Origin of the sequence: Mycolicibacterium gadium, from assembly GCF_010728925.1 — a bacterium.
Lineage (GTDB): Bacteria > Actinomycetota > Actinomycetes > Mycobacteriales > Mycobacteriaceae > Mycobacterium > Mycobacterium gadium.
In genome coordinates, this window is the sequence record NZ_AP022608.1 from 2,170,178 (window position 1) to 2,192,898 (window position 22,721).

The following is a 22,721-nucleotide window of genomic DNA, read 5'->3' on the forward strand; positions in this document are numbered from 1 at the left end:
TTCATGGCCCTAGCGATCACCGACGAGCAAGAGCAATTGGCGGACGCAGTCACGAGCTTTGCCGCGCGCCATGCACCGGTCGACAAGACGCGAGCATCGTTCGAGTCGATTGCAGCCGGCGAGATGCCGCCGTGGTGGGAAGAGTTCACGGCGTACGGGTTTCACGCGGTGCACCTCCCCCCTACTGCCGGAGGACAGGGCGGCTCCCTCACCGATCTCGGGTGCGTCATCGAAGCCGCTGCTGCGGCCTTACTGCCTGGCCCCTTGCTTGCAACCGCGATCACCGGTGCAGTCGCCGCGCTGGCCGACGCTTCCGGTGCCACCATGATGGCCTACTGCGCTGCCGGAACACCCGCCGCCGTCGTGCTACCGGAGCACTCCAACGTCGTCGCTGTCCGCGACGGTGAGGGATGGCTTCTCGACGGCTCGAGCGCACCGACACTGGGAACTGTAGCCGCACAACGTATTCTGCTTGCCGCGACCAGTGACGACGGCACCGTGCGCTGGTTCGCACTCGATTCGCAATCCGCGGGCCTGTCGGTCGCGCCCCAACGCGGTACCGACCTCAGCACAGACGTCGGCAGCGTCACATTGACCTCCCACTCGGTCGACGCTGGCGCTGAACTCACCGGAATCTCCACCGAGCGCGCACGCTGCACCGTGGTCGCCCTCACCGCGTGCGCGTCCGCGGGCACCGTGCGCCGATGTGCGGAGGACGCGACAAATTACATCCGCACCCGCGAGCAGTTCGGTCAGCCCGTCGGCGCTTTTCAGGCAATGCAACACAAGGCGGCGGCGCTGCTCGTCAACTCCGAATTGTCCTCCGCCGCAGCCTGGGACGCTGTTCGGGCTTCGACGGATTCGACCGAGCAACAACGACTGGCCGCAGGGGCGGCAGCCCTGATGTCCGTTGCGACGGGTCCCGACCTGGTGCTCGACGCACTGCTCATGTACGGCGCCATCGGATACACATGGGAACACGACACCCACCTGTACTGGCGACGCGCCATCGGGCTCGCAGCGTCCATCGGATCAGTCACGCAGTGGGCGCGTGAGTCGGGTGAGCTCCTACTGGAGGAGAAGCGGTCGACCGCCTTGAATCTGGGGGCCATCGAATCGGAGTTCCGCGCATCTGTGGCGGCGACACTCGACCTCGCCCGCAACCGACACAACGAGCACGCGTCTTATGAGGACAGAGCACCTGGACTTGCGTGGGGAGACCAGCGAAATCTGCTGGCCGACCACGGACTGGTCGCGCCGCATCTGCCTGCGCCGTGGGGAGTCGGTGCATCCTCGCTCCAGCAGGTGATCATCGCCGAGGAGTTCGACAAGCGTCCCGATGTTCAACGGCCGTCGCTGGGCATCGCAGAGTGGATACTTCCCACGATCCTCACGCACGGATCCGACTATCAACGACAACGGTTCGCCGATCCGATCCTGCGTGGAACCCAGCGCTGGTGCCAGCTGTTCAGCGAACCGGGTGCAGGTTCTGACCTTGCGTCGCTGAGCACTCGCGCCAACAAAGTCGATGGCGGGTGGCTCATCAACGGCCACAAGATCTGGACATCACTGGCTCACCGTGCCCACTTCGGAGCCTTACTCGCCCGCACCGATCCCGACGCATCCAAGCACCGCGGAATCAGCTACTTCCTCGTCGACATGGCGTCGCCAGGAATCACGATCGAGCCCATAAAGCAGGCCAGCGGGCACCAGGACTTCAACGAAGTTTTCTTCACCGACGTCTTCGTTCCCGACGAGATGCTGGTCGGCAAGCCCGGCGACGGCTGGAACCTTGCGGTAGCGACGATGGCCGTGGAACGCACCGCGATCGGTAATTACGCCAGTATCGACCGGTCGGCGGCACTGCGACACGTTGCCCGCGCCGATGGACCCGACCGGGATAGCGCGCTACAGGCGCTCGGTGACATCGAGGCGTACACCGCGGCGATCAAGTCGATGGTGCTGCGCGAGACGCTTCGGCTCGTCGAGGGTCAACCGGCGGGTCCGACATCCAGCATCGCCAAGTTCGCCATGGTCACCCTGCTCCGCCGCGCGTCCACCGCGACGCTCCGACTGACCGGCGGGCTCGCGATGCTCGAAGAGTCCGATCCGGCGGTCATCTCGCCCTACTTCGAGATGCCGTCGGAACTCATCGGCGGCGGCACGGCCGAGATACAGCTGACGGTGATCGCGTCGATGATCCTCAGTCTCCCGCGAAAGTGACGCTCATCAACCCCGACAATAAGGACAGCCTCGATGACGACGGACCTAGGATTCACCTATTTCGACTGTGACAACCACTATTACGAGGCGCTCGATGCCTTCACCCGGCACATCGAACCCCAGTACAGAAAGCGCGCCATTCAGTGGGCGGAGATCGACGGCAGACAACGACTGATAGTTGGCGGCAAGGTCAACCGATTCATTCCGAATCCAACCTTCGATCCCGTAGGCAAGCCGGGCGCGCTCGACGAGTACTTCCGCGGCCGAAATCCCAAGGGCGCGGATATGAACGCGTTGTTCGGCGAGTTGGAGCCCATCCCACCGGCCTACCGCGACCGCGACGCACGATTGGCATTGATGGACGAGCAAGGCATGCACGGCTGCATCATGCTCCCGACGCTCGGCGTCGGCATGGAGCAAGCGCTACTCCCCGACTTGGACGCCACTGTCGCAACGTTTCGTGCATTCAATCGTTGGATGGACGAGGACTGGGGATTCGCTTATCAGGAGCGGTTGTTCGCAGCGCCTTACATCACGATGTGCAACCCGGACGAAGCGGTGCGCGAACTCGAATGGGCCCTGGAGCGCGACGCCCGGTTCATAGTCATGATCCCCGGACCCATAACGACCGCCGTTGGCACGCGCGCCCCCGGTGACCCGATGTTCGACAACTTCTGGCGCCTGGCGAACGACTCGGGCATCACCGTCTGCTACCACTCCGGCGAAACCTACTACTCCAAGTTCATGCCCGCGTGGGGCGAACCGGATTTCATGATGTCCTTCCAAGCGTTGCTGGGCTTCAGGACCCTGTTCTCGGGCGACCCGATACAAGACACCTTTGCCAACCATCTGCACAATGGGCTGTTCATCAGATTTCCCAACCTGCGTATGGCTTCTATCGAAAGTGGTTCGGCGTGGGTGTTTCACTTGTTTGAAAAACTGACGAAGTCCTACGGGCAGATCCCATTCATCTACCAGGAGGACCCCCGCGAGACGTTCAAGCGCCACGTCTGGGTGTCGCCATTCTACGAGGACGAACTCGCAAGCCTGCTCAGGCTTGTCGGAGTCGAGCGGATCGTCATGGGCTCTGATTTTCCTCATGTCGAGGGTCTCGCTGACCCTGCCGCGTACATCAAAGATCTTCAGAACTTCGACTACACGCAAGAGGAATGCCGAACCATCATGCGCGACAACGGTCTCGAGCTGGCAACCCGTCGGCCGGTCTGACCTCACCGCGTGAAAGTCGAAAAGTCCAGCCTGGTCGCCATGCTGCTGGAGGTAGGGGAAGAGAATGCGGCCGTCTTGCTGGCGCGCTCTCAACTCGGCGACGAGATCGACACCCTGCGCGACCTCGCCACGCTCCAGGAGTTCGGGCTCGACCCGGACCAACTCGAGGAGGTTGCGGGATTGGTGATCGGTGCCATTCAACCCGAGGACGTCAATACCCGACGCCGGAGCGACGACCTCGCGAAGACGATCTCGCGACGCTGGGCCGACCTCGTAGATGAGTGGACCTGACCTCGGGGCGCCTGATTTCTAACAGTTCGTCCTCGCTTTGGTCACGAATGGAGACCGAGGGTCCACTTGGCGCGTCCACAGTGCTTGGATCTCCTGAGCGGCCTGCATTGACGAACGGCCCGGAGGTCACATGGTGCCGCAGGCAATCTTTCTGTTGGTGGCGGTCGCCGCCATTGCCGCCATATGCGGCCATACCGCATCGGCGATCGCGCGGCGGAAGAAGCAGAGGGCGCGTCGGTACCTCACCGTCGGCTTCTTGTGCGGATTCACCGCGGGTGTGATCGTCCGTCGTAACTGGCGCGACATCGCCCACCTAGTCGGACGCGCACTGAGCTCGAGGTCCAGTCGACTGGCCAGGCAACCGCATCGGGCCCTCCGACTTCCGTTGGCGCTGCTGCCTGTTCGACGCTGACCCGACGGACGAATTCGGAACCGACCCGGTGACGATGATGCGGTAGTGCGGCCCTTACTTGTAAGTAAGTTTCCGTGTCGCCGCATCCACTGGAGGCTTAAGCTGAATCGTGGATGTTCACGCCAGGCACAACATCAATATCGTCGGCGCCGATGACGGCCCGACCATCTTGTTCGCGCATGGCTTCGGATGCGATCAAACGCTATGGCGCCACGTAGTCGACGAACTCAGGCCGGACTTTCGTTTGGTACTCATCGATCTCGTCGGCTCGGGATCCTCGGACCGGAGTGCCTGGGACGCGAACAAGTACTCCTCGCTGGCCGGCTATGCCGCCGACATTCTGGAGATCCTTGACGAGCTGGATCTGCGCGAGGTGGTATTCGTCGGCCATTCCGTGTCGGCGATGATCGGCGCTTTGGCCACGATCAGCGACCCGAGTCGATTCGCCAAACTCGTCCTGCTGACGCCCTCGCCGCGCTACCTCGATGACGACGACTACCGCGGCGGTTTCTCGGCTGCGGACATCGACGAACTCCTGACGTCCCTGGAGCAGAACCATCTTGGGTGGTCGCAGGCCATGGCGCCGGTCATCATGGGCACCCCGGACCGCCCCGACCTGCAGGATGACCTTGCGGCAACCTTCTGCCGCACCGACCCGGAGTGCGCCCGCGTGTTCGCCCGCACCACGTTCCTCTCGGACAATCGCGCCGATCTGCCGCTGATATCGCTGCCCACACTGGTGATCGAATGCGCGCAGGACGCGATCGCACCGCGCGAGGTGGGAGCGTACGTGCATGCGCACGTCCCCGGCAGTCACATCGTGACCTTGAACGCAACCGGGCACTGCCCGCACGTCAGCGCCCCGCTTGCCACCGCCGACGCGATTGCTGCTTTCGCCCGCTCGACATGACCGATTACTCCGTCGAGGATTCTTGGCAACACGCTCCGAGCGGACAGATCATCGCTGACACCGACGGACGCATGATCCAAGTGAATGCCACGCTGACGAAGTGGCTCGGACACGATCCGAATACGTTGCGCGGTAAGCTGTTCACCGATCTTCTGAGCGTCAGTGGACGCATCTTGTACGACACTCATTTCGGACCTCTGCTGAATATGGGGGGCGAACTCAACGGTGTAACGGTCGACATGGTGTCTGCCGACGGGACACGGCTCCCGATGTTTCTCACCGCGAACGTGAAGAGTGACGCTTACCGGAAACCGCAATTTCTCCGGATCAGCATTGTGGACGCATCCGATCGCCGTGCCTACGAAGTAGATCTCCTGCAGGCGCGCCAGCAGGCCGAAAGAGAGCAGGGGCGAGTCAGGAAATTCGCAGAAACGTTGCGACGGTCTTTGCTTCCGCCGGTGTTGTCACCGCCTGCCGGCCTGGAAGCGGCCGAGTACTACTACACCGCTTCGGTCGACGAGGTGGGGGGCGACTTCTATGACCTGTTCCCGCTGTCGCGCACGACGTGGGGCTTCTTTCTCGGCGATGTTTCGGGGAAGGGTGTCGAGGCCGCCGTGCTGACCAGTCTGACCAGGTACACGTTGCGCGCCGCGGCGGTTTACGACGACGACCCGGTGGAAGTGCTGCACAACCTCAACATCGTCCTGAGCCAGGAACTCGGTGGCGGACTCAGCCGGTTCTGCACCCTGATCTTCGGGAAGCTGACCAGGAGCGACGACGGCTTCGACGTCCATCTCGGCAGTGGCGGGCACCCGCCGCCCCTGCTGTTCGGCGCCGACGGCAGCGCCTACTACGTCGACACCATCGGCGGCCACGCCGTCGGCATCACAACCGAGCCGCACTTCGTCGCCAGCCAATTCGTCCTCGCACCCGGCGACACGCTCGTGCTCTACACCGATGGGCTGACGGAAGCCAGTACGGGCGTCGGCCGCGAACGATACGACGACGAGGGCGCACTCCTGCGTTTTGCGAAAGCACACTCTCCGACATCCGCATCACACATCGTCGAATCCGTTGCCGGCCTACTCGAGGGTCTCGGTGCAGGCGTCGAGGACGACACAGCCGTATTGGCGCTCGGCGTGCCTCCGCGGCGCTGAGCACCCGGAACGAACTCCTCGCGTCGCCCGATCATGACGAAACGTTTCAGATGACTCTATTAGCGGTACCCCACCGTGGAGGCTCATTAGAGCCGTTGCAAATAAGCGAAGGAAGACGTCATGGGTGCAGGCGACAAGGCAAGCAACAAGATCGACAACGCGGGTGGCAAGGCCAAGGAGGCCCTGGGCAAGGTGAGCGGCGACAGCAGCACCGAAAACGAGGGCAAGGTCGATCAGGCCAAGTCGAGCCTCAAGGACGCCGGCGAGAAGATCAAAGACGCGTTCAAGAATTAATTGACTTCAAAACGCAACTGGCCCGCCGCCCGAACGGACGGCGGGCCAGTTTGCGTAACGATTACGCCGCAAGCAACCGCTGGAAGAACTCGCGATACCGCTGCAGGGCCAAACGCAGATCTTCGGTGGACGCCTGCTCACCTTTCGCCCATCGCGCCTCGAGTCGCGAGCGGGCCTCGGAGAATCCCGCTGTCACCTGCTCTACGACTTCGGCCACCAGGGTGTCGGCCTTTTGCACGCAATCGGCGGGGTCGTCGACGAACACCGCCTGAATGTCGTCCCAGCGCGACCGCAATCCGGAAGTGTCTGCGTTGAAAAGCAACTCGTCGGAGGGCGGCTGAACTTCAGCACTCGCTGGCACCGACTTCGGTTGAGGTGACTCGGCGGGTGCGCTTGATGCCTCTTCATGGGCGACCGATTGCTGGTCGTGTGCGGGCGCAGCTCCGGTCGGGGTGTCGGATACGCCCGTGTCATCCCATACTTCTGGCGAAACATGCTGCGCTGGAACAGGTTCCCTACCGGGCTCCGAGAATTCAGGCTGCGCAGAGCGCATCGCGGCACTTTCGTTCTGCTGGTCGTGGGTAGTCATGCCGTCGCCTCCTTTGGCGTGTCATTCTCGATTGCGCGATCTGCGCCGAGCAATTCCTCGAAGAGCGCGCGATAGTGAACGAAGGCCTGGCGCTGCGCTTCCGTGCCGATGTCGGCCTTCTCCTGCGCCAGATGCAGGGTGTGCGCGGCACGATAATGTTCGACCGTGCCGGGGTGATCGACCGAGATATCCGAGGCGCGCTGGTCGAAATCGCTTATTGGATAACCGCGTTCGCGCATCACCTCGGTCACCAGGCGATCTGCGTAGCCAACTGCGCTCGAAGGGTCGTCAACGAACGAGCGTTGAACCTCTACCCACTGCTCCGAATACCGGCGGTGGGCCTCGGGAGTCAACGCGACGATGTCGAATCTTTTCCTTTTTCGTTCACGCGCCACTAGCTCGTTCTCGGCGGCGCGCCGATCTCCCGCATCCTCTACGGCGTGCTCATACTCCGGACCGAAATGTTGTTTTAATCGCCTCGTTCTCCTGCGACCGGTCGCGGCCAATACCGCGGCGAGCAGCAATGTCAACGCGATCAGCACACCTGCTGCGATGAAGAACCAGCTCCAGACGGGCATCTTCCCACCTCCTGTGGGGCGGATACCCGACCATCGCCGACGGAAACGTCAATTCTTGGGCGCGATCACCGCCACCCAGTCCGGCCTCAGCGCGATGTCGTGACGATGTGGATCTCCGAGGTCAGGGTCTGATGAATCGGGCAGCGTCCGGCGATGAGGAGCAATCGTTGCCGCTGGGCGTCATCGAGATCGCCGATCAACTCAATGCCAAGATCGATATGGTCGAGCATTCCGGTGCGGGTTTCGCAGTCTTCACAGTCTTGTGCGTGAATACGCGAGTGCCGCAAGGAGACTCGGACTTGCTCAAGGGGCCAGTCCTTGCGCTTGGCGTACATCCGCACCGTCATGGAAGTACAGGCACCGAGCGCCCCGAGTAGCAGATCGTAGGGTGTCGGACCCGCATCCTCCCCGATCGGCCGCGGCTCGTCGGCAACCAGTTGGTGCTCCCCCACACTGATCCGCTGGGTGAGTGCTGCCGGGTCCATCCCCTCCACGACGACGGTGGTCTCTGCCGACGCCGGATCCTGGGCCGTCTCGAGTGTTGTCATGCCCGACCCTATCGCCCAGCTCAGGGCCGGGCAGGACCATTCGCGGCCTTCTGAGACGCGCCTGCAACCCGGCGCGGGGCCGGGTCCAGAATGTCCGAATGCGATTCGGAAACTTCATGGCGCCGTTCCATCCCACTGGACAGAATCCGACGCTCGCTCTCGAGCGTGACCTCAAACTGATCCAAGCGATGGACGAGCTCGGATTCCACGAGGCGTGGATCGGCGAGCACCATTCCGCCGGGTTCGAGATCATCGCCTCACCGGAGGTGTTCATCGCCGTCGCCGCCGAGCGAACCAAGCACATCAAGCTCGGGACCGGGGTCAGCTCGCTGCCGTACCACAACCCCCTGATGCTCGCCGATCGCATGGTGCTGCTCGACCATCTCACCCGGGGCCGGGTCATGCTCGGCTGCGGGCCAGGCCAGCTCACCTCCGACGCGCACATGCTCGGCATCCCAGCCGATGAGCAGCGACCCCGTATGGAGCAGTGCCTCGACGCGATCATGCGATTACTGCGCGGCGAAACCGTCACCATGGACACCGACGGATTCACCCTCCAGGACGCGCGGCTGCAGCTGAAGCCCTACAGCGACCCCTGCTTCGACGTCGCTGTCGCAGCGTCCTTCTCCCCCACCGGCCCGCGCGGAGCGGGCAAGCACGGGATCGGCATGCTGTCGATAGCGGCGACCGCGAGGCAAGGCATGAACATGCTCGCCCACCATTGGTCGACGTGGGAGGAGGTCGCCGAAGACCACGGCCATGTAGCCGATCGCTCCAAATGGCGACTCGTCGGCCCGATGCACCTCGCCGAAACTCGCGAGCAGGCCGAACGCGACGTCGAATACGGAATCGCCGAATTCTCGCGCTATTTCAGGCACATCCTTCCAGCCGGGCCCGTACAGGGCGACACCCCGGCGGAGATCATCGCCAACAACCGTGAGTCCGGCTTCGCAGTCATCGGGACACCCGAGGACGCAGTCGCCAAGATCGAGGAACTCGTCGAGGCGAGCGACGGCGGATTCGGTGCATTCCTGTTGTTCGATCACGACTGGGCAGCCCCCGCTGCCAAGCTCAAGAGCTATGACCTCTTCGCGCAGTTTGTGATTCCACATTTCACGGGCCAACTGAAAGGGCCGTCCGCTTCGGCCGACTGGGTGGCCGCCAGCGGAACCGAGTTCGTCGACCGCGCGTCGCATGCGATCGGCAAGGCCATCGAGGACCACGCGGCCGAACGGGCGGCGCGTCCCGCCACCTAGCGGGGTACTCCCCCAGGCGATCGCCGTCAGACTCGACGGCATGACGCGCTGCGCTTTTGACCGTCGTCAAACTCATCGGCTTCGGCGAATGGTGGTAGCCACTCCGAGGGATTTGCTCACTCCGGTCGCCCGCATTTGCAGGAGCATGCACCCGATACGCATTGCTCGATGCTTTGCGTCGCTGGCGGGAGGCCGAACGAAGATCTTCAGCAACCCATTCCAAGCCGAATGGCTGACCGCCCCCCGCAAAGTGATGTGGTTTCCCACACGCTGACGCACGTAGCCCCCTGCGACGTCTGACTCTGGTGTAAATTCGCGCTCTGCTGCTTCGTGATTTTGCAACGACCGTGCTTTAGCTGGGATGTCTTCGCTTTCTGGACATCACTGAAGCGACCGCATCACCCGGAGGCAACCCCTTCTTGGTCAGACGAATCACTTGTTTATAAGGTTAGCCTCAGCTAATCTTCAGCCTGCCATAAGGCAAATTCACAGGCACAACAGGAGACAACGTGCAACTCGCAGTTCATGCCGGCTCGCCGGATTTCGATCTGTCGCCCAGCCACTCGCCGTCGACTCGCCGCAGCACAAAATTCATGGTTGCTGGCGTTGCGATGGCAAGTGCAGGCGTGATCGCGGTCAGCCCGGTAGCCCCGCCGATGCCCACCGTCCAGGACGTCCAAGAGCGCGTTACGCAGGCGGCGGTCCAGCTCACGGCGGCCACCAACCCGCTCATCGCGTGGCAGCAGACCATCGCCAACACGTTCGCAAGCCTCGACACGCTCATCGACGGATCCTCGTTGGCGACGGACAACCTGGTCGGGGCGCTGAGCACCGGCTACATCTTCCAAGAAGTCGCGAACGTCCTGATTCAGAACACCCTCAACCCGGGTCCTCTGCTGGATGAGATCATCAATTTCAATTCCAACTTCGGTCCCGTGATCGATACCGCGATCACCGACACCATCGACCGACTGACGCTTGCCGCCCAGCAGTTCCCGGAGGTGCTCACCAACACGCTCACGTACCTGTCGCAGGGGCAGTTCGTCGAATCGTTCTCCGAGATCAACGGCTGGTTCGTGCTTCGGGTGTTGGGGGGCGTCCGTCCGCTGATTCCGATCCTTGACATCCCCGGTAACTTCGCTGCTGCCCTGCCCGGCGTGGAAAAGCTGGACGACCTACTCAAGGTCGTGTCCGAGTTCGCGCTCACCAAGGCGATCTTCGAGCCGGTCCTTGGCGGGATCCTCCAGTCGGCGGAGCTGTTGGACGCCGCGCGGGCGGCGTTCGGCGAGGGGGACTATGTCGACGCCGTCAGCAATCTGGCGAACATCCCGGTCCTGGGGTTCAACGCCCTGGTCAACGGAATGACGCCGGCCGGCACCACCTCGGAGTGGCAGGGTCTGCTCGACCGCGGTCTGGTTTCCTACCTCGCGGTCACATTTACCAACCTGATCGCGAACGCGATCAAGCCGCCGGTACCCGTCGACACGCTGGCCTTCCGCGCGAACGACACTCTGGAACCGCAGGCCCCGACCGACTACAGCTTCGGTGGTAAGACCTACACCTTCGAGAACAGTGCGGTGGGTCTCGACAACTCGGGCGCGGGTGACGGCGCCGGCGCGGGTGACGGCTCAGGCTCCGGTGCTGGCACGGGCGATGGCGCGGGCGCGGGTGACGGCACGGGCTCCGGTGCTGGCGCGGGTGACGGCACGGGCTCCGGTGCTGGTGACGGCACAGGCGTTGGCGCAGTTGACGACTCCGACGACGGCGAGGATGCCGGCAGCGGTGACGGCGAGGGTGCCGGCAGCGGTGACGGCGAGGGTGCCGGCAACGATGACGGTGACAACGGCTCGGGCAGCGGCGCGGGTGCCGGCTCGGCCAGCGGCGCGGGTGCCGGCTCGGCCAGCGGCGCGGGTGCCGGCTCGGCCAGCGGCGCGGGTGCCGGCTCCGGCTCCGGCTCGGGCAGCGGCTCCGGCTCGGGCAGCGGCTCCGGCTCCGGCTCCGGCTCGGGCAGCGGCTCCGGCTCGGGCAGCGGCTCCGGCTCCGGCTCGGGCTCGGGCTCGGGCTCGGGCAACTAAAATACGCACCACATCGACGGCCCCCTCGGCAACGAGGGGGCCGTCTCTCGCTCATCTCCGGATCAGGGCAGTGTCAACGCATTTGGTACATCGCAACGGGACCACGCATGCGCGAACAGTGTCCGCTTCCGGTGAACGGTGGGTTTTCGTTCGCATTCTGCGACAGAGTGCCCGTATACGGCTGGTCACAGAGCCTGACGACAGGATCGTTTCTTGGGATCGGTAGCCCGTCGGCCTGTCTTTACTCAGTGACGTAGGGGCGCCACGGACGTGGCGCCATGACTTGCAGGTAAAGCGGCACGAAAACGAAAGGAGCCAGCCGTGAACACACATAACGCCATTCACACCGTCGCCCGGGCGACGCCGCGGGGAGCACACGCGGCTGGCCTCTACGCCCTGAAGCCAGGGTTCACGGGTCGCTTGACGCGCGCCGAGGCGGCCTGACATGGCAATCGTCGAGTCGCTCATCGACCGCTACTTGTGGTTCGTTCACCTCGATCGGCGGATGCCGTTCAATCTCGACCTCGGCCCGCTGCACATCCATCTGTACTCCCGCGCCGTGTTTTTCATGTGGGTGACGGCCGCGCTCCTGGTGCTGGCCGGGGTGGCGGTGCTCATCTCGCGCAAGCCCGAGCTGGTCCAGAAATGGCGCACCTGGGTGCTGATCGCCCCCATCGTCGGCTTTCCCATGTGGATCGGCGAAGGCACCACCGCCGCGCTGGCCGCCGTACTGGCCGTCGTCGCCGTGATCGAATATTCGCGGCTGACGCAACTGGCGAAAGCAGACACCTGGGTCCTCGTGGCACTGGCCGTGATGTATCCGCTGGCGGCCTGGCTGCGCCCGTCGCTGCTGCACCTCGCGCCTGTCGTTCTGCTGCTGTGCGCACTGCCGTCGGTCCTCGGTGGCGACGTCGAGAACGGCGCCAAGCGCAGCGCTTTCACCGCTTTCGGTTCGGTATGGATCTGCTGGTCTTTGTCTCATCTGGTGATGGTCTGGCCCGATTCGTTCCTGCTGTGCTTCGCCGTCGCGGCCACAGATGTCGCCGCGTGGTGCGGCGGAAAGGGCTTGCGCCGCATGGCCTGGGCGCGCCGCCCACTGTCCCCGTTGAGCCCCAACAAGACGATCGGCGGTTTGGTCGGCGCCGTCATCGGGGCGTTCATCATCCTCACGCTGCTGGGGACCATTTCGGTCGGCCTGCTGATCGCGGTGGCCATCGGCGGCGTCTTCGGCGACCTCCTCGAGTCCATGTTGAAGCGGCAGGCGAAGGTCAAGGATGCCGGCGACTGGCTGCCGGGCTTCGGCGGTCTGCTCGATCGGATCGATTCGCTGTTGCTCGTCCTCCCGTTGGCGTACTTCCTAGGATGAGCGTTCACATGATGTCTCCTCCAGCGCCCGCGATCACCATCCGCTCCGGCGGTTGGCAACGCACGTTCGCCGCGGGTCACGATGTCGTCGTCGGGCGGGATATTCACGCGGACGTTCGCATCCCGCACCCGGCGATCGCCCGCTCGCATGTGATCCTGCGATACCTCGACGGTCGCTGGGTCGCGTTCGACGACAACAGCTTCAACGGAATGTTCGTCGCGGACCAACGCGTGCAGTCCGTCGAGATCGACGATCAGCGGACCATCCACCTCGGAGGCCCCGACGGACCGCCCCTGACGTTTGAGCTCGGCACCGCGCCACCAGCGGACCAGAGCCCCACGCAGTCTAGGGATTACATCACCATCGGCCGGTCGGCCGACAACGACATCGTCGTACCGGATATGCTGGCGTCCCTTCACCACGCCAAGCTGGTCACCACAGGCGTTGACGTGCAATTGCAAAACACCGATGGCAGCGGCACATTCGTCAACGGCGAGAACGTCACCGCCGCCACACTGGGTGAGCACGACGTCGTGACGATCGGCAACGTCGACTTCGTCTACACGGATGGTTCCCTGGTGCGTCGCACCCAGCCGGCGGCGGCAACAGGCGGACTCGAGGTCCGCGACGTGAGCCTCGCGGTCGGGCGCGATACCCTTCTACTGGAACGCATTTCGCTGGACGCCCGCCCGGGCACGCTGACGGCGGTGATCGGCCCGTCGGGTTCGGGTAAGTCCACGCTCTCCCGGGTGATCGTCGGTGCCGCCCGCCCGACCGGCGGCGCGGTCTCACTCGATGGACGCGACCTGCACGACGGATACGGCTCCCTGCGCAGTCGGATCGGCATGGTGCCCCAGGACGACGTCGTGCACGGACGGCTCACCGTCGCACAGGCGCTGGGATTCGCCGCGGAACTGCGGATGCCCGCCGACACAACCGAGGCCGATCGGCGGCGGGTGATCGACCAGATTCTCGAGGAACTCGAGTTGAGCGCCCACGCCGCTTCCCGCATCGACAAACTGTCCGGCGGGCAACGCAAACGGGTGTCGGTCGCCTTGGAGCTGTTGACCGGCCCGTCGCTCCTGGTTCTCGACGAGCCCACGACAGGTCTGGATCCGGCACTGGACCGGGCCGTGATGACGATGTTGCGCAGGCTCGCCGATGCGGGACGCGTGGTCGTGGTGGTGACGCATTCGCTGACGTTCCTCGAGGACTGTGACCAGGTGCTGCTGTTGGCGCCCGGCGGCAAGACCGCTTTCTGCGGTCCCCCCGCCGAGCTCGCATCGGCGATGGGAACCACCGATTGGGCTGACATCTTCACGATGGTGAGCGCGGATCCCGACGACGCGCAGCGACGGTCCATCGAGCGCTCCGGGCCGACGGTCGAACATCGGGAGGAGGCACCGCCGGCGACGAGCGACACCGTTTCGCAACTCGAGGCAGGCAATGCGGTGCAGGCACCGCAACCGGCACCTACCAGCGCGTGGCGCCAATTCGCGACGATCGCCCGCCGACAGGTGCGGCTCCTGATCGCCGACCGCGGCTACCTCGCGTTCCTCGCGATGTTGCCGTTCGTCATCGGTCTGCTGCCGCTGACGGTTGTCGGCCACGCGGGTTTCGGACATCCACCATCGGATGGCTCCGCGCCGTTTGAGCCCAAACACGTCATCGCGTTGATCAGCTTTGCCGCCATCTTGATGGGAGCGACGCTGACCGTACGAGACCTCGTCGGCGAGCGCGCCATCTTCCGACGAGAACAGTCGGCCGGATTGTCGGCCTCGGCATATCTGCTCGCCAAGATCGCGGTATTCGGTGCGGTCGCGGTCATCCAGTCCGCCCTCCTGGTTCCGGTCGTGACAGCGCCCGGGTTCGGCAAGCCCGGACCGTCCGGAGCGGCGGCACTGGGTGTCCCGGCGCTGGAGTTGTTCATCGATGTCGCGGCGACGTGCGTGGCGGCGGCGGTGCTGGGACTTGCGTTGTCGTCGCTGGCGCGAACCAACGATCAGGTCATCGTGCTCCTGGCGGTGGCACTGGTGACGCAACTGGTGTTCGCGGGCGGATTCATCCCGGTGACGGGGCGACCGCTGTTGGAGACCATCGCGTGGATCATGCCGGGACGATGGGGTTTCGCCGCCACTGCCTCGACAGCGGATCTGAGCAACCTCGTCGTCGGGATCGCGCAGGACTCACACTGGCAGCACTCGGCGGCGGCGTGGCTTTTCGACATGGTCATGCTGGGTGTGCTGACAGCCCTGTGCGCCGGTGTCGCACGGTGGAGGCTGCGGCTCCCGACCGGATGACGACTGATATACAGAACGGCGTAACCCAACGCCGAGGAGCGCCGCCGGAGCATGAACGCCGATGCAGGGACGCCACCGGCTCACCGACTGTTCGAACAGGCGTGGCCCGACGGCGACTTCCGGTTCTTTCAACTGGGCCATGTCGTCGACGATGTACTCGCTGCAGCGTCTAGATGGGCACGCGCGTTCGGTATCGGCCCCTTCCACGTGCTGCCGGTGGTGGAACAGCAAGCCACCTACGAAGACGAAATGCGCTCGCTCCAAATTCAAGTCGCCGTCGCACAGGCCGGACCCATACAGATCGAACTGATCCAGCAGCACTGCAGCACGCCGAGCATCTTCCGGGAATGGAGCAACAACGGCGCCTCGGCCTTCCACCAGATTGCCACCGTCACAGATCATTACGATCGAAAGAAAGCGCACTTCGAGACGCTCGGCTACCACGTCGTCGCTGAAAGCGACGCGGGCAAGTTCCGTGTCGCGTACGTGGACACATCGGCGGACTTCGGGTTCTACACGGAGATAGTCGAAAACCATCTCGGCTTCCTGACGCGGTTACAGGCCATCTCCGACACCTGCGCCGGCTGGAACGGCGTCGACCCGGTCCGGATCCTGACGCGTGACGGCTACCGTGTACCCGTCGAGCAAAGGTCCGGTGACGATGGTCGACACTGACTTGAGAGGACCGCTGCGCGGCACGGGCACCCCGATGGAGAAAGCAGTCCTCGGAGCTCTCGACAATCTCGAACGCGCTCTGTACCTGGAACCTCAGGGCGACAACCGGTTTCGCGTCGGCAACGAGCCCGGTCGGTTCGGTCGGCTCTTCGGCGGCCAGTTGCTCGCACAGGCGGTGCTGGGCGCCGCCGAGACCGTCAGCGACCACGTACCGCAGTCGCTGCACGCGTACTTCGTCCGATCAGGCGTTTCGGATGCCCCACTGGACATTGTGGTCGACCGGGTGCGCGACGGGCGGTCCATGGCGACCCGGCGGGTCGACGTGCTGCAGGACGGACGCAACGTCCTCACCGCGATCGCCTCCTTCCACACCAATGCCGTCGAACCCGAGCTTCCCCAGCCGCCTCTCGACTCGCCGCCGCCCGAAGTTCTACCGCTGCTGCAACACTGGGTTCAATACACGCCGCCGGAGATGCGCGGGAACGCATCGACGTGGATCGATGTGCCACCGCCACTGGAGATGCGGATCGCGGAACCACCGACCTTTCTGGGTGGTGCCCAGACCGCCGGCCCACGATCGCATTGGATGCGGCTCCCGCGCGACATCGGCGACCGGCCGGCCGTTCATCACGCGATGCTGGCCTACGCGAGTGATTATCTGCTCCTCGACATGGCGTTCCGCAACCATCCGCAGCGCGTGGATTACGGATCACTTGTGGCGGTGAGTCTGGACCATGCCATCTGGTTTCACCGTCCCGTCCGGTTCGACGAATGGCATCTGCACACGCAGGAGACGGTGTCGCTGACCGGGCATAGAGCGATGGTCCGCGGAGCCGTTCGCGATGCGGCAGGACGGATGGTCGCCAGCACGGCACAGGAAGTGCTCGTGCGGCCCCATGCCGGGCTGGCCGGCGCCCGTTGACTTCGCTCGTGAGGCAGCGGAATGTGTAGAGGCCGATAAACGAGAGGTGACGATGACGAACACAGTGGGCCGGGTGGCCGGCAAGGTCGCGTTCATCACGGGTGCGGCGCGCGGTCAGGGCCGCGAGCACGCGATCCGGCTGGCCGAGGAAGGCGCCGACATCATTGCCGTCGACGCCTGCGCCGACATCGACGGCGCCCCTTACCCCTTGGCCACCGAAGCCGACCTGGACGAAACAGCGGCGCTGGTCGAGAAGTGGGACCGCCGCATCGTCACCGCGAAGGCCGATGTCAGGGACGTGGAGGCGCTGGGAGCCGCGCTGCAGCAGGGGATCGACGAACTCGGCCGGCCGGACATCGTCATCGCCAACGCCGGAATCAGCGGCAGCCCCGCGCCCGCCGCAATGATCGAGGAAGCCGCCTGGCAGACGATGCTCGACATCAACATCACCGGGGTCTGGCACACGGTCAAGGTGGCGGTTCCGCACATGTCCGACGGGCACGGCGGATCGATCATCCTGGTGAGTTCGATGCTTGGACTTCGCGGCGGCGGCTACATGGCTCACTACGCGTCGGCCAAGCACGCAGTCGTCGGCTTGATGAATTCGCTCGCCAATGAACTTGCTCCACAATGGATTCGGGTGAACTCCATCCATCCGGGGAACGTCCGGACACCGATGATCGACAACGAGCAGTTCCATCGCACTCTGCGGCCTGACCTCGCCGATCCGACCATGGCCGATGCGGGCGAGATCATCGGGACTTTCCACATGCTGCCGGTGCCGTACTTCGAGGCACGTGCGGTCAGCAATGCGGTGCTGTTCCTGGCTTCGGATGAGGCCAAGTACATCACCGGCGCGGCGCTCCCGATAGACGCGGGAGCGACCGCGAAGTTCTGAGGCTCAGCGCGCCCCGCGCACCAGCCGGCCCGGGCGTGCGCCGGTGTCCATGCTGTCGCGGCGGGTGATGACTCCATTGACGATCGTGGCGCTGTATCCGCTGGCGCCCTGAACCAGTCGCTGGCCGCCGGCGGGCAAGTCGTACACCATTTTCGCCGGGTGCAACGTCAGCGCGTTCATGTCGATGACGTTGAGATCGGCCTTCTTGCCCTTCTCAATGACGCCGCGGTCGGTCAGTCCGAACAGCTGGGCGGTGTCGTGAGATTGCTTGCGCACCACGTACTCCAGTGACAGCTTGTCGCCACGACGCCGGTCTCGCGCCCAATGCGTCAGCAGGAACGTGGGATACGACGCGTCGCAGATCATGCCGCAATGCGCGCCGCCATCGGACAGGCCCATCACCCCCGCCGGGTGGGTCATCATTTCGCGAATCGCATCGCAGTTGCCGTAGGAGTAGTTGAACATCGGCAGCATCAGCATCGACGTCGCATCGGACTCGAGCATCAGGTCGTACAGAGTGGCGAGCGGATCCTCGCCCCTCTCGGCCGCGATCTTCTCCACCGTGCGATCGTCGGTCGGCTCGTAGTCGGGCGGGTCTCCGATGTGATAGATGCGACCGAGCGAGTGTTGCACCAGGGCGAACATGCCGTCGAACAGCTTCGTCGGGTCCGGCGCCAAGTCGTCTTCCGCCAGGATGGCCGCCTTCACCGCGGGATCAGCGAGCCGTTGAGCCATCTCCGCGCGGCCGCATTCGGCTTTGAGCTGACGGAACGTCGGACGATGGGTGAATGCGTGATGCCCGGAGAAGCCGAACAGCATGCCGAATGGCCGAGCGGCGACCTGTGGAAACAGTCGACTGCCCGATTCGTAAGCCTCCGCGGAGATGTCCATCAGCTCACGCCACAGGTCTGGAGCGGCATCCACCTGGATCATGGCGAACGACACCGGCCGGTCGATCTCGGCGCTGAGCCGTTTCATCCATTCGAGTTCTTTCTTGGGCGCGACGATGTCCTCCCCCGCGGCGCCTTGAGGCGCGAGCTCGAAGACCGCCTGGCCGCCCGCGGCCATCGCACGACCGAGACCGAACAGTTCGTCTTCCGCGGCGAAGGTCCCTGGGACCGGCTCACCGTCCATCGCGCGGTGACCCAGCGTTCTCGACGTCGAGAGGCCAAGTGCGCCGGCCTCGATCGCTTCTTGCACCAGCCAGGCCATCGCGTCGATGTCCTCAGGGGTAGCCGGCTCGTTTCTGGCGCCGCGCTCGCCCATCGCGTAGGCGCGTATCGCGCCATGGGCGACCTGACTTCCGACGTCGATCGCGAGTTCGTGTTTGCCGATCGTGTCGAGGTATTCGGGGTAGCTCTCCCAGCCCCAGGTCAGCCCCTCGGTGAGGGCGGTACCCGGAATGTCCTCGACGCCTTCCATCAGCTCGATCAGCCATTCTTCGGAGCCTGGGCGTACGGGGGCGAAACCGACGCCGCAGTTCCCCATGACGACAGTCGTCACGCCGTGCCCGCTCGACGGCTCGAGCGAGCTGTCCCAACTCACCTGGCCGTCGTAATGCGTGTGGATGTCGACGAATCCCGGAGCGACGACCTTGCCCGTCGCGTCGATCGTCTCGGTCGCGTTGCCCTCCAGTGGCGCATCACCGGGACCACGGCGATGAATCTCGGTGATCCGACCGTCCTTGATGCCCACATCGGCCTGGAATCGGTCTCCGCCCGTGCCGTCTACCACGGTTCCGCCAGTGATCTTCAGGTCGAACACGATTTACTCCCTCAACGTCCGGGCTGCCGTTATGGTGGCCAATGTAACACCGTTACAGACGGCGGCAGCCGGAATCGGAGGGCAATCGTGACGCGAACGGCACCGGTCGGCCCCACCGTCGGCAACCCGACCCAAAAACCCCGCGAAGACGCCATTGGCACGCCGCCTCAGCGCCCCACGCTCGTGCCCGCTGATCGCTATTACTCGGCCGATTTCGCCCGCCTCGAGGTGGAGCGGATGTGGCCCAAGGTGTGGCAGCTCGCCTGCACCGTCGACCACGTCGCCGAACCGGGCGACTACTTCGAGTACCGCTGCGGGCCCTACTCCGTCCTGATCGTGCACGGCGACGACGGCGAACTGCGCGCCTTTCAGAACGTGTGCCGGCATCGAGGCAATTCGTTGTGCGCCGGATCCGGCTCCGACTTGCGTGAACTGCGATGCGGCTATCACGGGTGGACCTGGGATCTGACCGGCGAACTGAGGCGCGTCCCCCACCGGAAGGGCTTCGGCGCACTCCGTCTGGCCGACTTTCCCCTGCTGCCAGTCCGCGTCGACACCTGGGAGCGGCTCGTCTTTGTCAACCTGGACTCCGATGCGATCCCATTGCGCGACTATCTCGAGGCCATGCCCGACGACATCGGCTGGAACCGACTCGGCGACTTCCGGTGCTACGCCACCATGACCATCGAGGTCGAGGCGAACTGGAAGACGATCGCAGACGGGTTCAGCGAGACTTACCACATTCAGACCCTGCATCCGGAACTCCACAGGTGCATGGACGACGTGTATGCGCCACAAGTCATCTGGGGTCACACCGGCAAGTCCGAACAGCTGTACGGTGTGCCAAGTCCGGCCATCAAGGAGCCGGTGACCGACGCCGAGGTGTGGGACGCCTACGTCACCACGCAGGGCGCGCTCATGGGGGTCGAGGACGGCGCCCCGTTTCCCTCCGATCAGCAGGGCCAGTCCGCGGCCGATGTAATCGCAGCGCAGACAAAGGCTTTCGCGGACGGGCGCGGGGTCGACCTCAGTTGGGCGAGCACCGATCAAGTGTTGCGGCTGCACCAGTACAACGTGTTCCCGAACATGTCGTTGCTGACCAATGCCGACCACCTGACGGTGCTGGTGGCACGCCCCGGACTGGATCCCGATCGCGGTGAACTGGTGATGATCGTGTGGATACGGATGCCGCCGGCCGCGCCACGAATCAAGCCGACCGATGTCCGGATGACGGCCGCCGACGCGCACCCCGGTTTGGTGCTCACACAGGACATCCAGGTGTTGGCGGGCCTGCAGCGCGGCCTGCATCAGCCAGGGCTCACCCACGTCGTGCTGTCCAATGAGGAACGCCGTGTGATCAACATGCACCGCAACCTCGAACGCTATCTGAACTTGCCTGAAGCGGATCGCATCACCGGAGGTGAGACGGTTGACGCAGCCAGGCGGTAAGGGCAGCGACCCGGTCACGGCCGACCAGATACTTCAGACCGCGGCGGAGTTGATCGACGTCGACGGTGTGGACGCTTTCAGCATGCGTCGGCTCGCCGATCAGCTGGGTGTCGCGGTGACCTCCATCTACTGGCACATCGGCGGCCGGGACAAACTCTTCGACGCTTTGGTCGAACGCCTGCTCGGCCAGATGGCCGATCTCCCGAGCGACGGCGACAATCCGGTCGATCACATTGCCTCCCTTGCGCGTTCGCAACGCAAGATGCTCATCGACAAGCAGCACCTGCTGGCGATCGCCCATGAACGCGACCGTACACCGCAGCTGTTCCTGCCGATTCAGCAGCGGCTGGCGACGCAGCTCTCCGAGCTGGGCATCACCGGAAGCGATGCCGCCCTGGTGTTGCGAGCGGTGCAGGTGCACGTGATTTCCTCTGCGGTGATGCAGTTCTCGGCGGTGCGGGGGGCCGAGCACGACGAGGAGGATCCATCCTTGTGGGCGGACGCCTGGCCCGACCGGGCACTCGTCGAAGCGCTGCAATCCCCCACCGATTATGACGCCGTCTTCGAATACGGGCTGAACGCGCTGCTGGCACCGCTGCGCGACGGCATGACCGACTTCCGTGGGTGACATTTCGCCCGCGGCGGTCATCGCCGCAGCGCAGGAAAACACCGGGCTCTCCGACTTCGGGAGTGACGATTGGCGTATTGCCCTCGACACGTTGACCGACGCATTGGCCGCCGAGGCCGCCTTGACGGAGTTCGGACACGTCGTCGCGCAGGGCGACCTCGTCGGATCCCTCACGAGGCGACTGCAGGTCGTCGATTACCGGCGGGCGCACCCCGAGGTTGCCGAAATGCGAATCGAGCAGCCCATTTTCATCGTCGGCCAAGTGCGCACGGGGACCACAATCCTGTACGAACTATTGGCGCAGGATCCCGACGCCCGCGCACCGTTGACGTGGGAAGTCGACGCGCCCTGTCCGCCACCGGAGTTGGCGACGTATGACATCGATCCCCGCATCGAGGACAGTCGTCAGATTCAGGAGATGGTGACGTCGATCGTCCCCGACCTCAAGGCAATGCATCCGATCGGACCACTGCTGGCCCAGGAGTGCGTCCGCATCACGGGGATGGATTACAAGAGCTTCATCTTTCCCACGATGTACCGCGTCCCGTCCTACGCCCAGTGGCTGCTGCGCGCCGACATGGCATCGGCCTACCAATGGCACCGTCGCTTCCTGCAACATCTGCAGTCGCGAATCCCGGTGAACCGCTGGGTGGTCAAGTCCCCCGGACATATCTGGGCCCTGGACGCAATGATGAAGGAGTACCCGGACGCGCGGGTGATACAGACACACCGGGATCCGCTGCGGACCATCGCGTCGGTGTCGTCGCTGGCGCGCACGCTGCGCACGTTTGCCGCCGAACCGACGCCCATCGAGGAGGTCGCCCGCGAGTGGGCCGAGTACGTCATCGACGGCCTCGACAGATCCATCGACGCGCGGGAGTCCGGAATCATCCCGGCTTCCCAGGTGGTCGACGTGCAGTACCAGTCGTTCGCGGCTGACCCGATCGCTGCGGTGGCGGCGGCATATGACCGACTCGGACTACCGTTCAGGGCCGAAGCTGAAAACAGAATGCGCGGGTTCTTGGCTGCCCAACCTGCCCACGAACACGGCGGTCACCACTACACGTTCGCTCAAACGGGGTTGAACGAGAACGAGCTTCGCGAGCGGACGGCGCGCTACCAGGAATACTTCGGTGTCCCCGACGAACAACTAGCATGA

21 protein-coding genes are annotated in these 22,721 nt (G+C 64.4%); 17 read left to right on the top strand and 4 right to left on the bottom strand.

What is annotated here, in order from left to right:
• Positions 1-3 precede the first annotated feature (3 nt).
• The 6 genes from G6N36_RS10855 (at position 4) to G6N36_RS10880 (ending at position 6,514) form a co-directional block, all read left to right on the top strand.
• A complete protein-coding gene (locus G6N36_RS10855) occupies positions 4-2,223 on the top strand; it encodes an acyl-CoA dehydrogenase family protein (RefSeq protein ID WP_163686515.1) in 2,220 nt (739 codons plus the stop codon).
• 33 nt (positions 2,224-2,256) lie between these two features.
• Positions 2,257-3,450 carry an amidohydrolase family protein gene (locus tag G6N36_RS10860; protein ID WP_163686516.1) on the top strand — a complete coding sequence of 398 codons (1,194 nt, stop codon included), beginning with the start codon at positions 2,257-2,259 and terminating at the stop codon, positions 3,448-3,450.
• A 9-nt stretch (positions 3,451-3,459) separates the two neighbouring features.
• On the top strand, positions 3,460-3,741 hold the full coding sequence (locus G6N36_RS10865; protein WP_163686517.1) for a hypothetical protein: 282 nt from the start codon (positions 3,460-3,462) through the stop codon (positions 3,739-3,741).
• A 521-nt stretch (positions 3,742-4,262) separates the two neighbouring features.
• The gene (locus tag G6N36_RS10870; protein WP_163686518.1) at positions 4,263-5,063 is read left to right on the top strand and encodes an alpha/beta fold hydrolase; all 801 of its coding nucleotides are present in this window, start codon (positions 4,263-4,265) and stop codon (positions 5,061-5,063) included.
• Positions 5,060-6,220: a SpoIIE family protein phosphatase gene (locus tag G6N36_RS10875; RefSeq protein WP_163686519.1), complete on the top strand. Its 1,161-nt coding sequence runs from the start codon at positions 5,060-5,062 to the stop codon at positions 6,218-6,220. The genes G6N36_RS10870 and G6N36_RS10875 overlap by 4 nt, the downstream gene beginning before the upstream one ends.
• 120 nt (positions 6,221-6,340) lie before the next feature.
• A complete protein-coding gene (locus G6N36_RS10880) occupies positions 6,341-6,514 on the top strand; it encodes a CsbD family protein (protein ID WP_163686520.1) in 174 nt (57 codons plus the stop codon).
• Between the two features lie 61 nt (positions 6,515-6,575).
• Here G6N36_RS10880 and G6N36_RS10885 read toward each other — a convergent pair whose 3' ends face one another.
• The 3 genes from G6N36_RS10885 to G6N36_RS10895 form a co-directional block, all read right to left on the bottom strand.
• Entirely contained in the window at positions 6,576-7,103 is a 528-nt protein-coding gene (locus tag G6N36_RS10885; RefSeq protein ID WP_163686521.1) for a hypothetical protein, read from the bottom strand.
• Entirely contained in the window at positions 7,100-7,681 is a 582-nt protein-coding gene (locus G6N36_RS10890) for a hypothetical protein (protein WP_163686522.1), read from the bottom strand. The genes G6N36_RS10885 and G6N36_RS10890 overlap by 4 nt, the downstream gene beginning before the upstream one ends.
• Before the next feature lie 86 nt (positions 7,682-7,767).
• On the bottom strand, positions 7,768-8,229 hold the full coding sequence (locus G6N36_RS10895; protein WP_163686523.1) for an OsmC family protein: 462 nt from the start codon (positions 8,227-8,229) through the stop codon (positions 7,768-7,770).
• Between the two features lie 98 nt (positions 8,230-8,327).
• Between G6N36_RS10895 and G6N36_RS10900 the strand changes: the two genes are divergently transcribed.
• The 8 genes from G6N36_RS10900 (at position 8,328) to G6N36_RS10930 (ending at position 17,721) form a co-directional block, all read left to right on the top strand.
• The gene (locus tag G6N36_RS10900) at positions 8,328-9,485 is read left to right on the top strand and encodes an LLM class flavin-dependent oxidoreductase (protein WP_163686524.1); all 1,158 of its coding nucleotides are present in this window, start codon (positions 8,328-8,330) and stop codon (positions 9,483-9,485) included.
• Positions 9,486-10,078: 593 nt separating this feature from the next.
• Entirely contained in the window at positions 10,079-11,560 is a 1,482-nt protein-coding gene (locus tag G6N36_RS29515; RefSeq protein ID WP_179964760.1) for a hypothetical protein, read from the top strand.
• 321 nt (positions 11,561-11,881) lie between these two features.
• Entirely contained in the window at positions 11,882-12,004 is a 123-nt protein-coding gene (locus tag G6N36_RS30110) for a hypothetical protein (RefSeq protein ID WP_268951180.1), read from the top strand.
• Position 12,005: 1 nt separating this feature from the next.
• Positions 12,006-12,926, top strand: a complete 921-nt coding sequence (locus G6N36_RS10910) for a phosphatidate cytidylyltransferase (RefSeq protein ID WP_163686525.1) — start codon at positions 12,006-12,008, stop codon at positions 12,924-12,926.
• An 8-nt stretch (positions 12,927-12,934) separates the two neighbouring features.
• Complete coding sequence (locus G6N36_RS10915) at positions 12,935-15,226, top strand: ATP-binding cassette domain-containing protein (RefSeq protein WP_163686526.1); 2,292 nt, start codon at positions 12,935-12,937, stop codon at positions 15,224-15,226.
• Between the two features lie 51 nt (positions 15,227-15,277).
• Positions 15,278-15,901 (top strand): VOC family protein, encoded by a 624-nt coding sequence (locus tag G6N36_RS10920; protein WP_163686527.1) that lies wholly within the window; start codon positions 15,278-15,280, stop codon positions 15,899-15,901.
• A complete protein-coding gene (locus G6N36_RS10925; RefSeq protein WP_163686528.1) occupies positions 15,888-16,823 on the top strand; it encodes an acyl-CoA thioesterase in 936 nt (311 codons plus the stop codon). Before G6N36_RS10920 ends, G6N36_RS10925 begins: the two co-directional genes overlap by 14 nt.
• Before the next feature lie 52 nt (positions 16,824-16,875).
• Positions 16,876-17,721, top strand: coding sequence for a mycofactocin-coupled SDR family oxidoreductase (locus tag G6N36_RS10930; RefSeq protein ID WP_163686529.1), 846 nt, complete (start codon positions 16,876-16,878; stop codon positions 17,719-17,721).
• A gap of 3 nt (positions 17,722-17,724) precedes the next feature.
• Here G6N36_RS10930 and G6N36_RS10935 read toward each other — a convergent pair whose 3' ends face one another.
• Positions 17,725-19,485: an N-acyl-D-amino-acid deacylase family protein gene (locus G6N36_RS10935; RefSeq protein WP_163686530.1), complete on the bottom strand. Its 1,761-nt coding sequence runs from the start codon at positions 19,483-19,485 to the stop codon at positions 17,725-17,727.
• Positions 19,486-19,572: 87 nt separating this feature from the next.
• Here G6N36_RS10935 and G6N36_RS10940 point away from each other — a divergent pair, with 87 nt between their 5' ends.
• The 3 genes from G6N36_RS10940 to G6N36_RS10950 are packed head-to-tail and all read left to right on the top strand — an operon-like array spanning position 19,573 to position 22,721.
• Complete coding sequence (locus tag G6N36_RS10940; protein WP_163686531.1) at positions 19,573-20,934, top strand: aromatic ring-hydroxylating oxygenase subunit alpha; 1,362 nt, start codon at positions 19,573-19,575, stop codon at positions 20,932-20,934.
• Positions 20,906-21,562 carry a TetR/AcrR family transcriptional regulator gene (locus G6N36_RS10945; protein ID WP_235690015.1) on the top strand — a complete coding sequence of 219 codons (657 nt, stop codon included), beginning with the start codon at positions 20,906-20,908 and terminating at the stop codon, positions 21,560-21,562. The genes G6N36_RS10940 and G6N36_RS10945 overlap by 29 nt, the downstream gene beginning before the upstream one ends.
• On the top strand, positions 21,555-22,721 hold the full coding sequence (locus G6N36_RS10950) for a sulfotransferase family protein (RefSeq protein WP_163686533.1): 1,167 nt from the start codon (positions 21,555-21,557) through the stop codon (positions 22,719-22,721). The genes G6N36_RS10945 and G6N36_RS10950 overlap by 8 nt, the downstream gene beginning before the upstream one ends.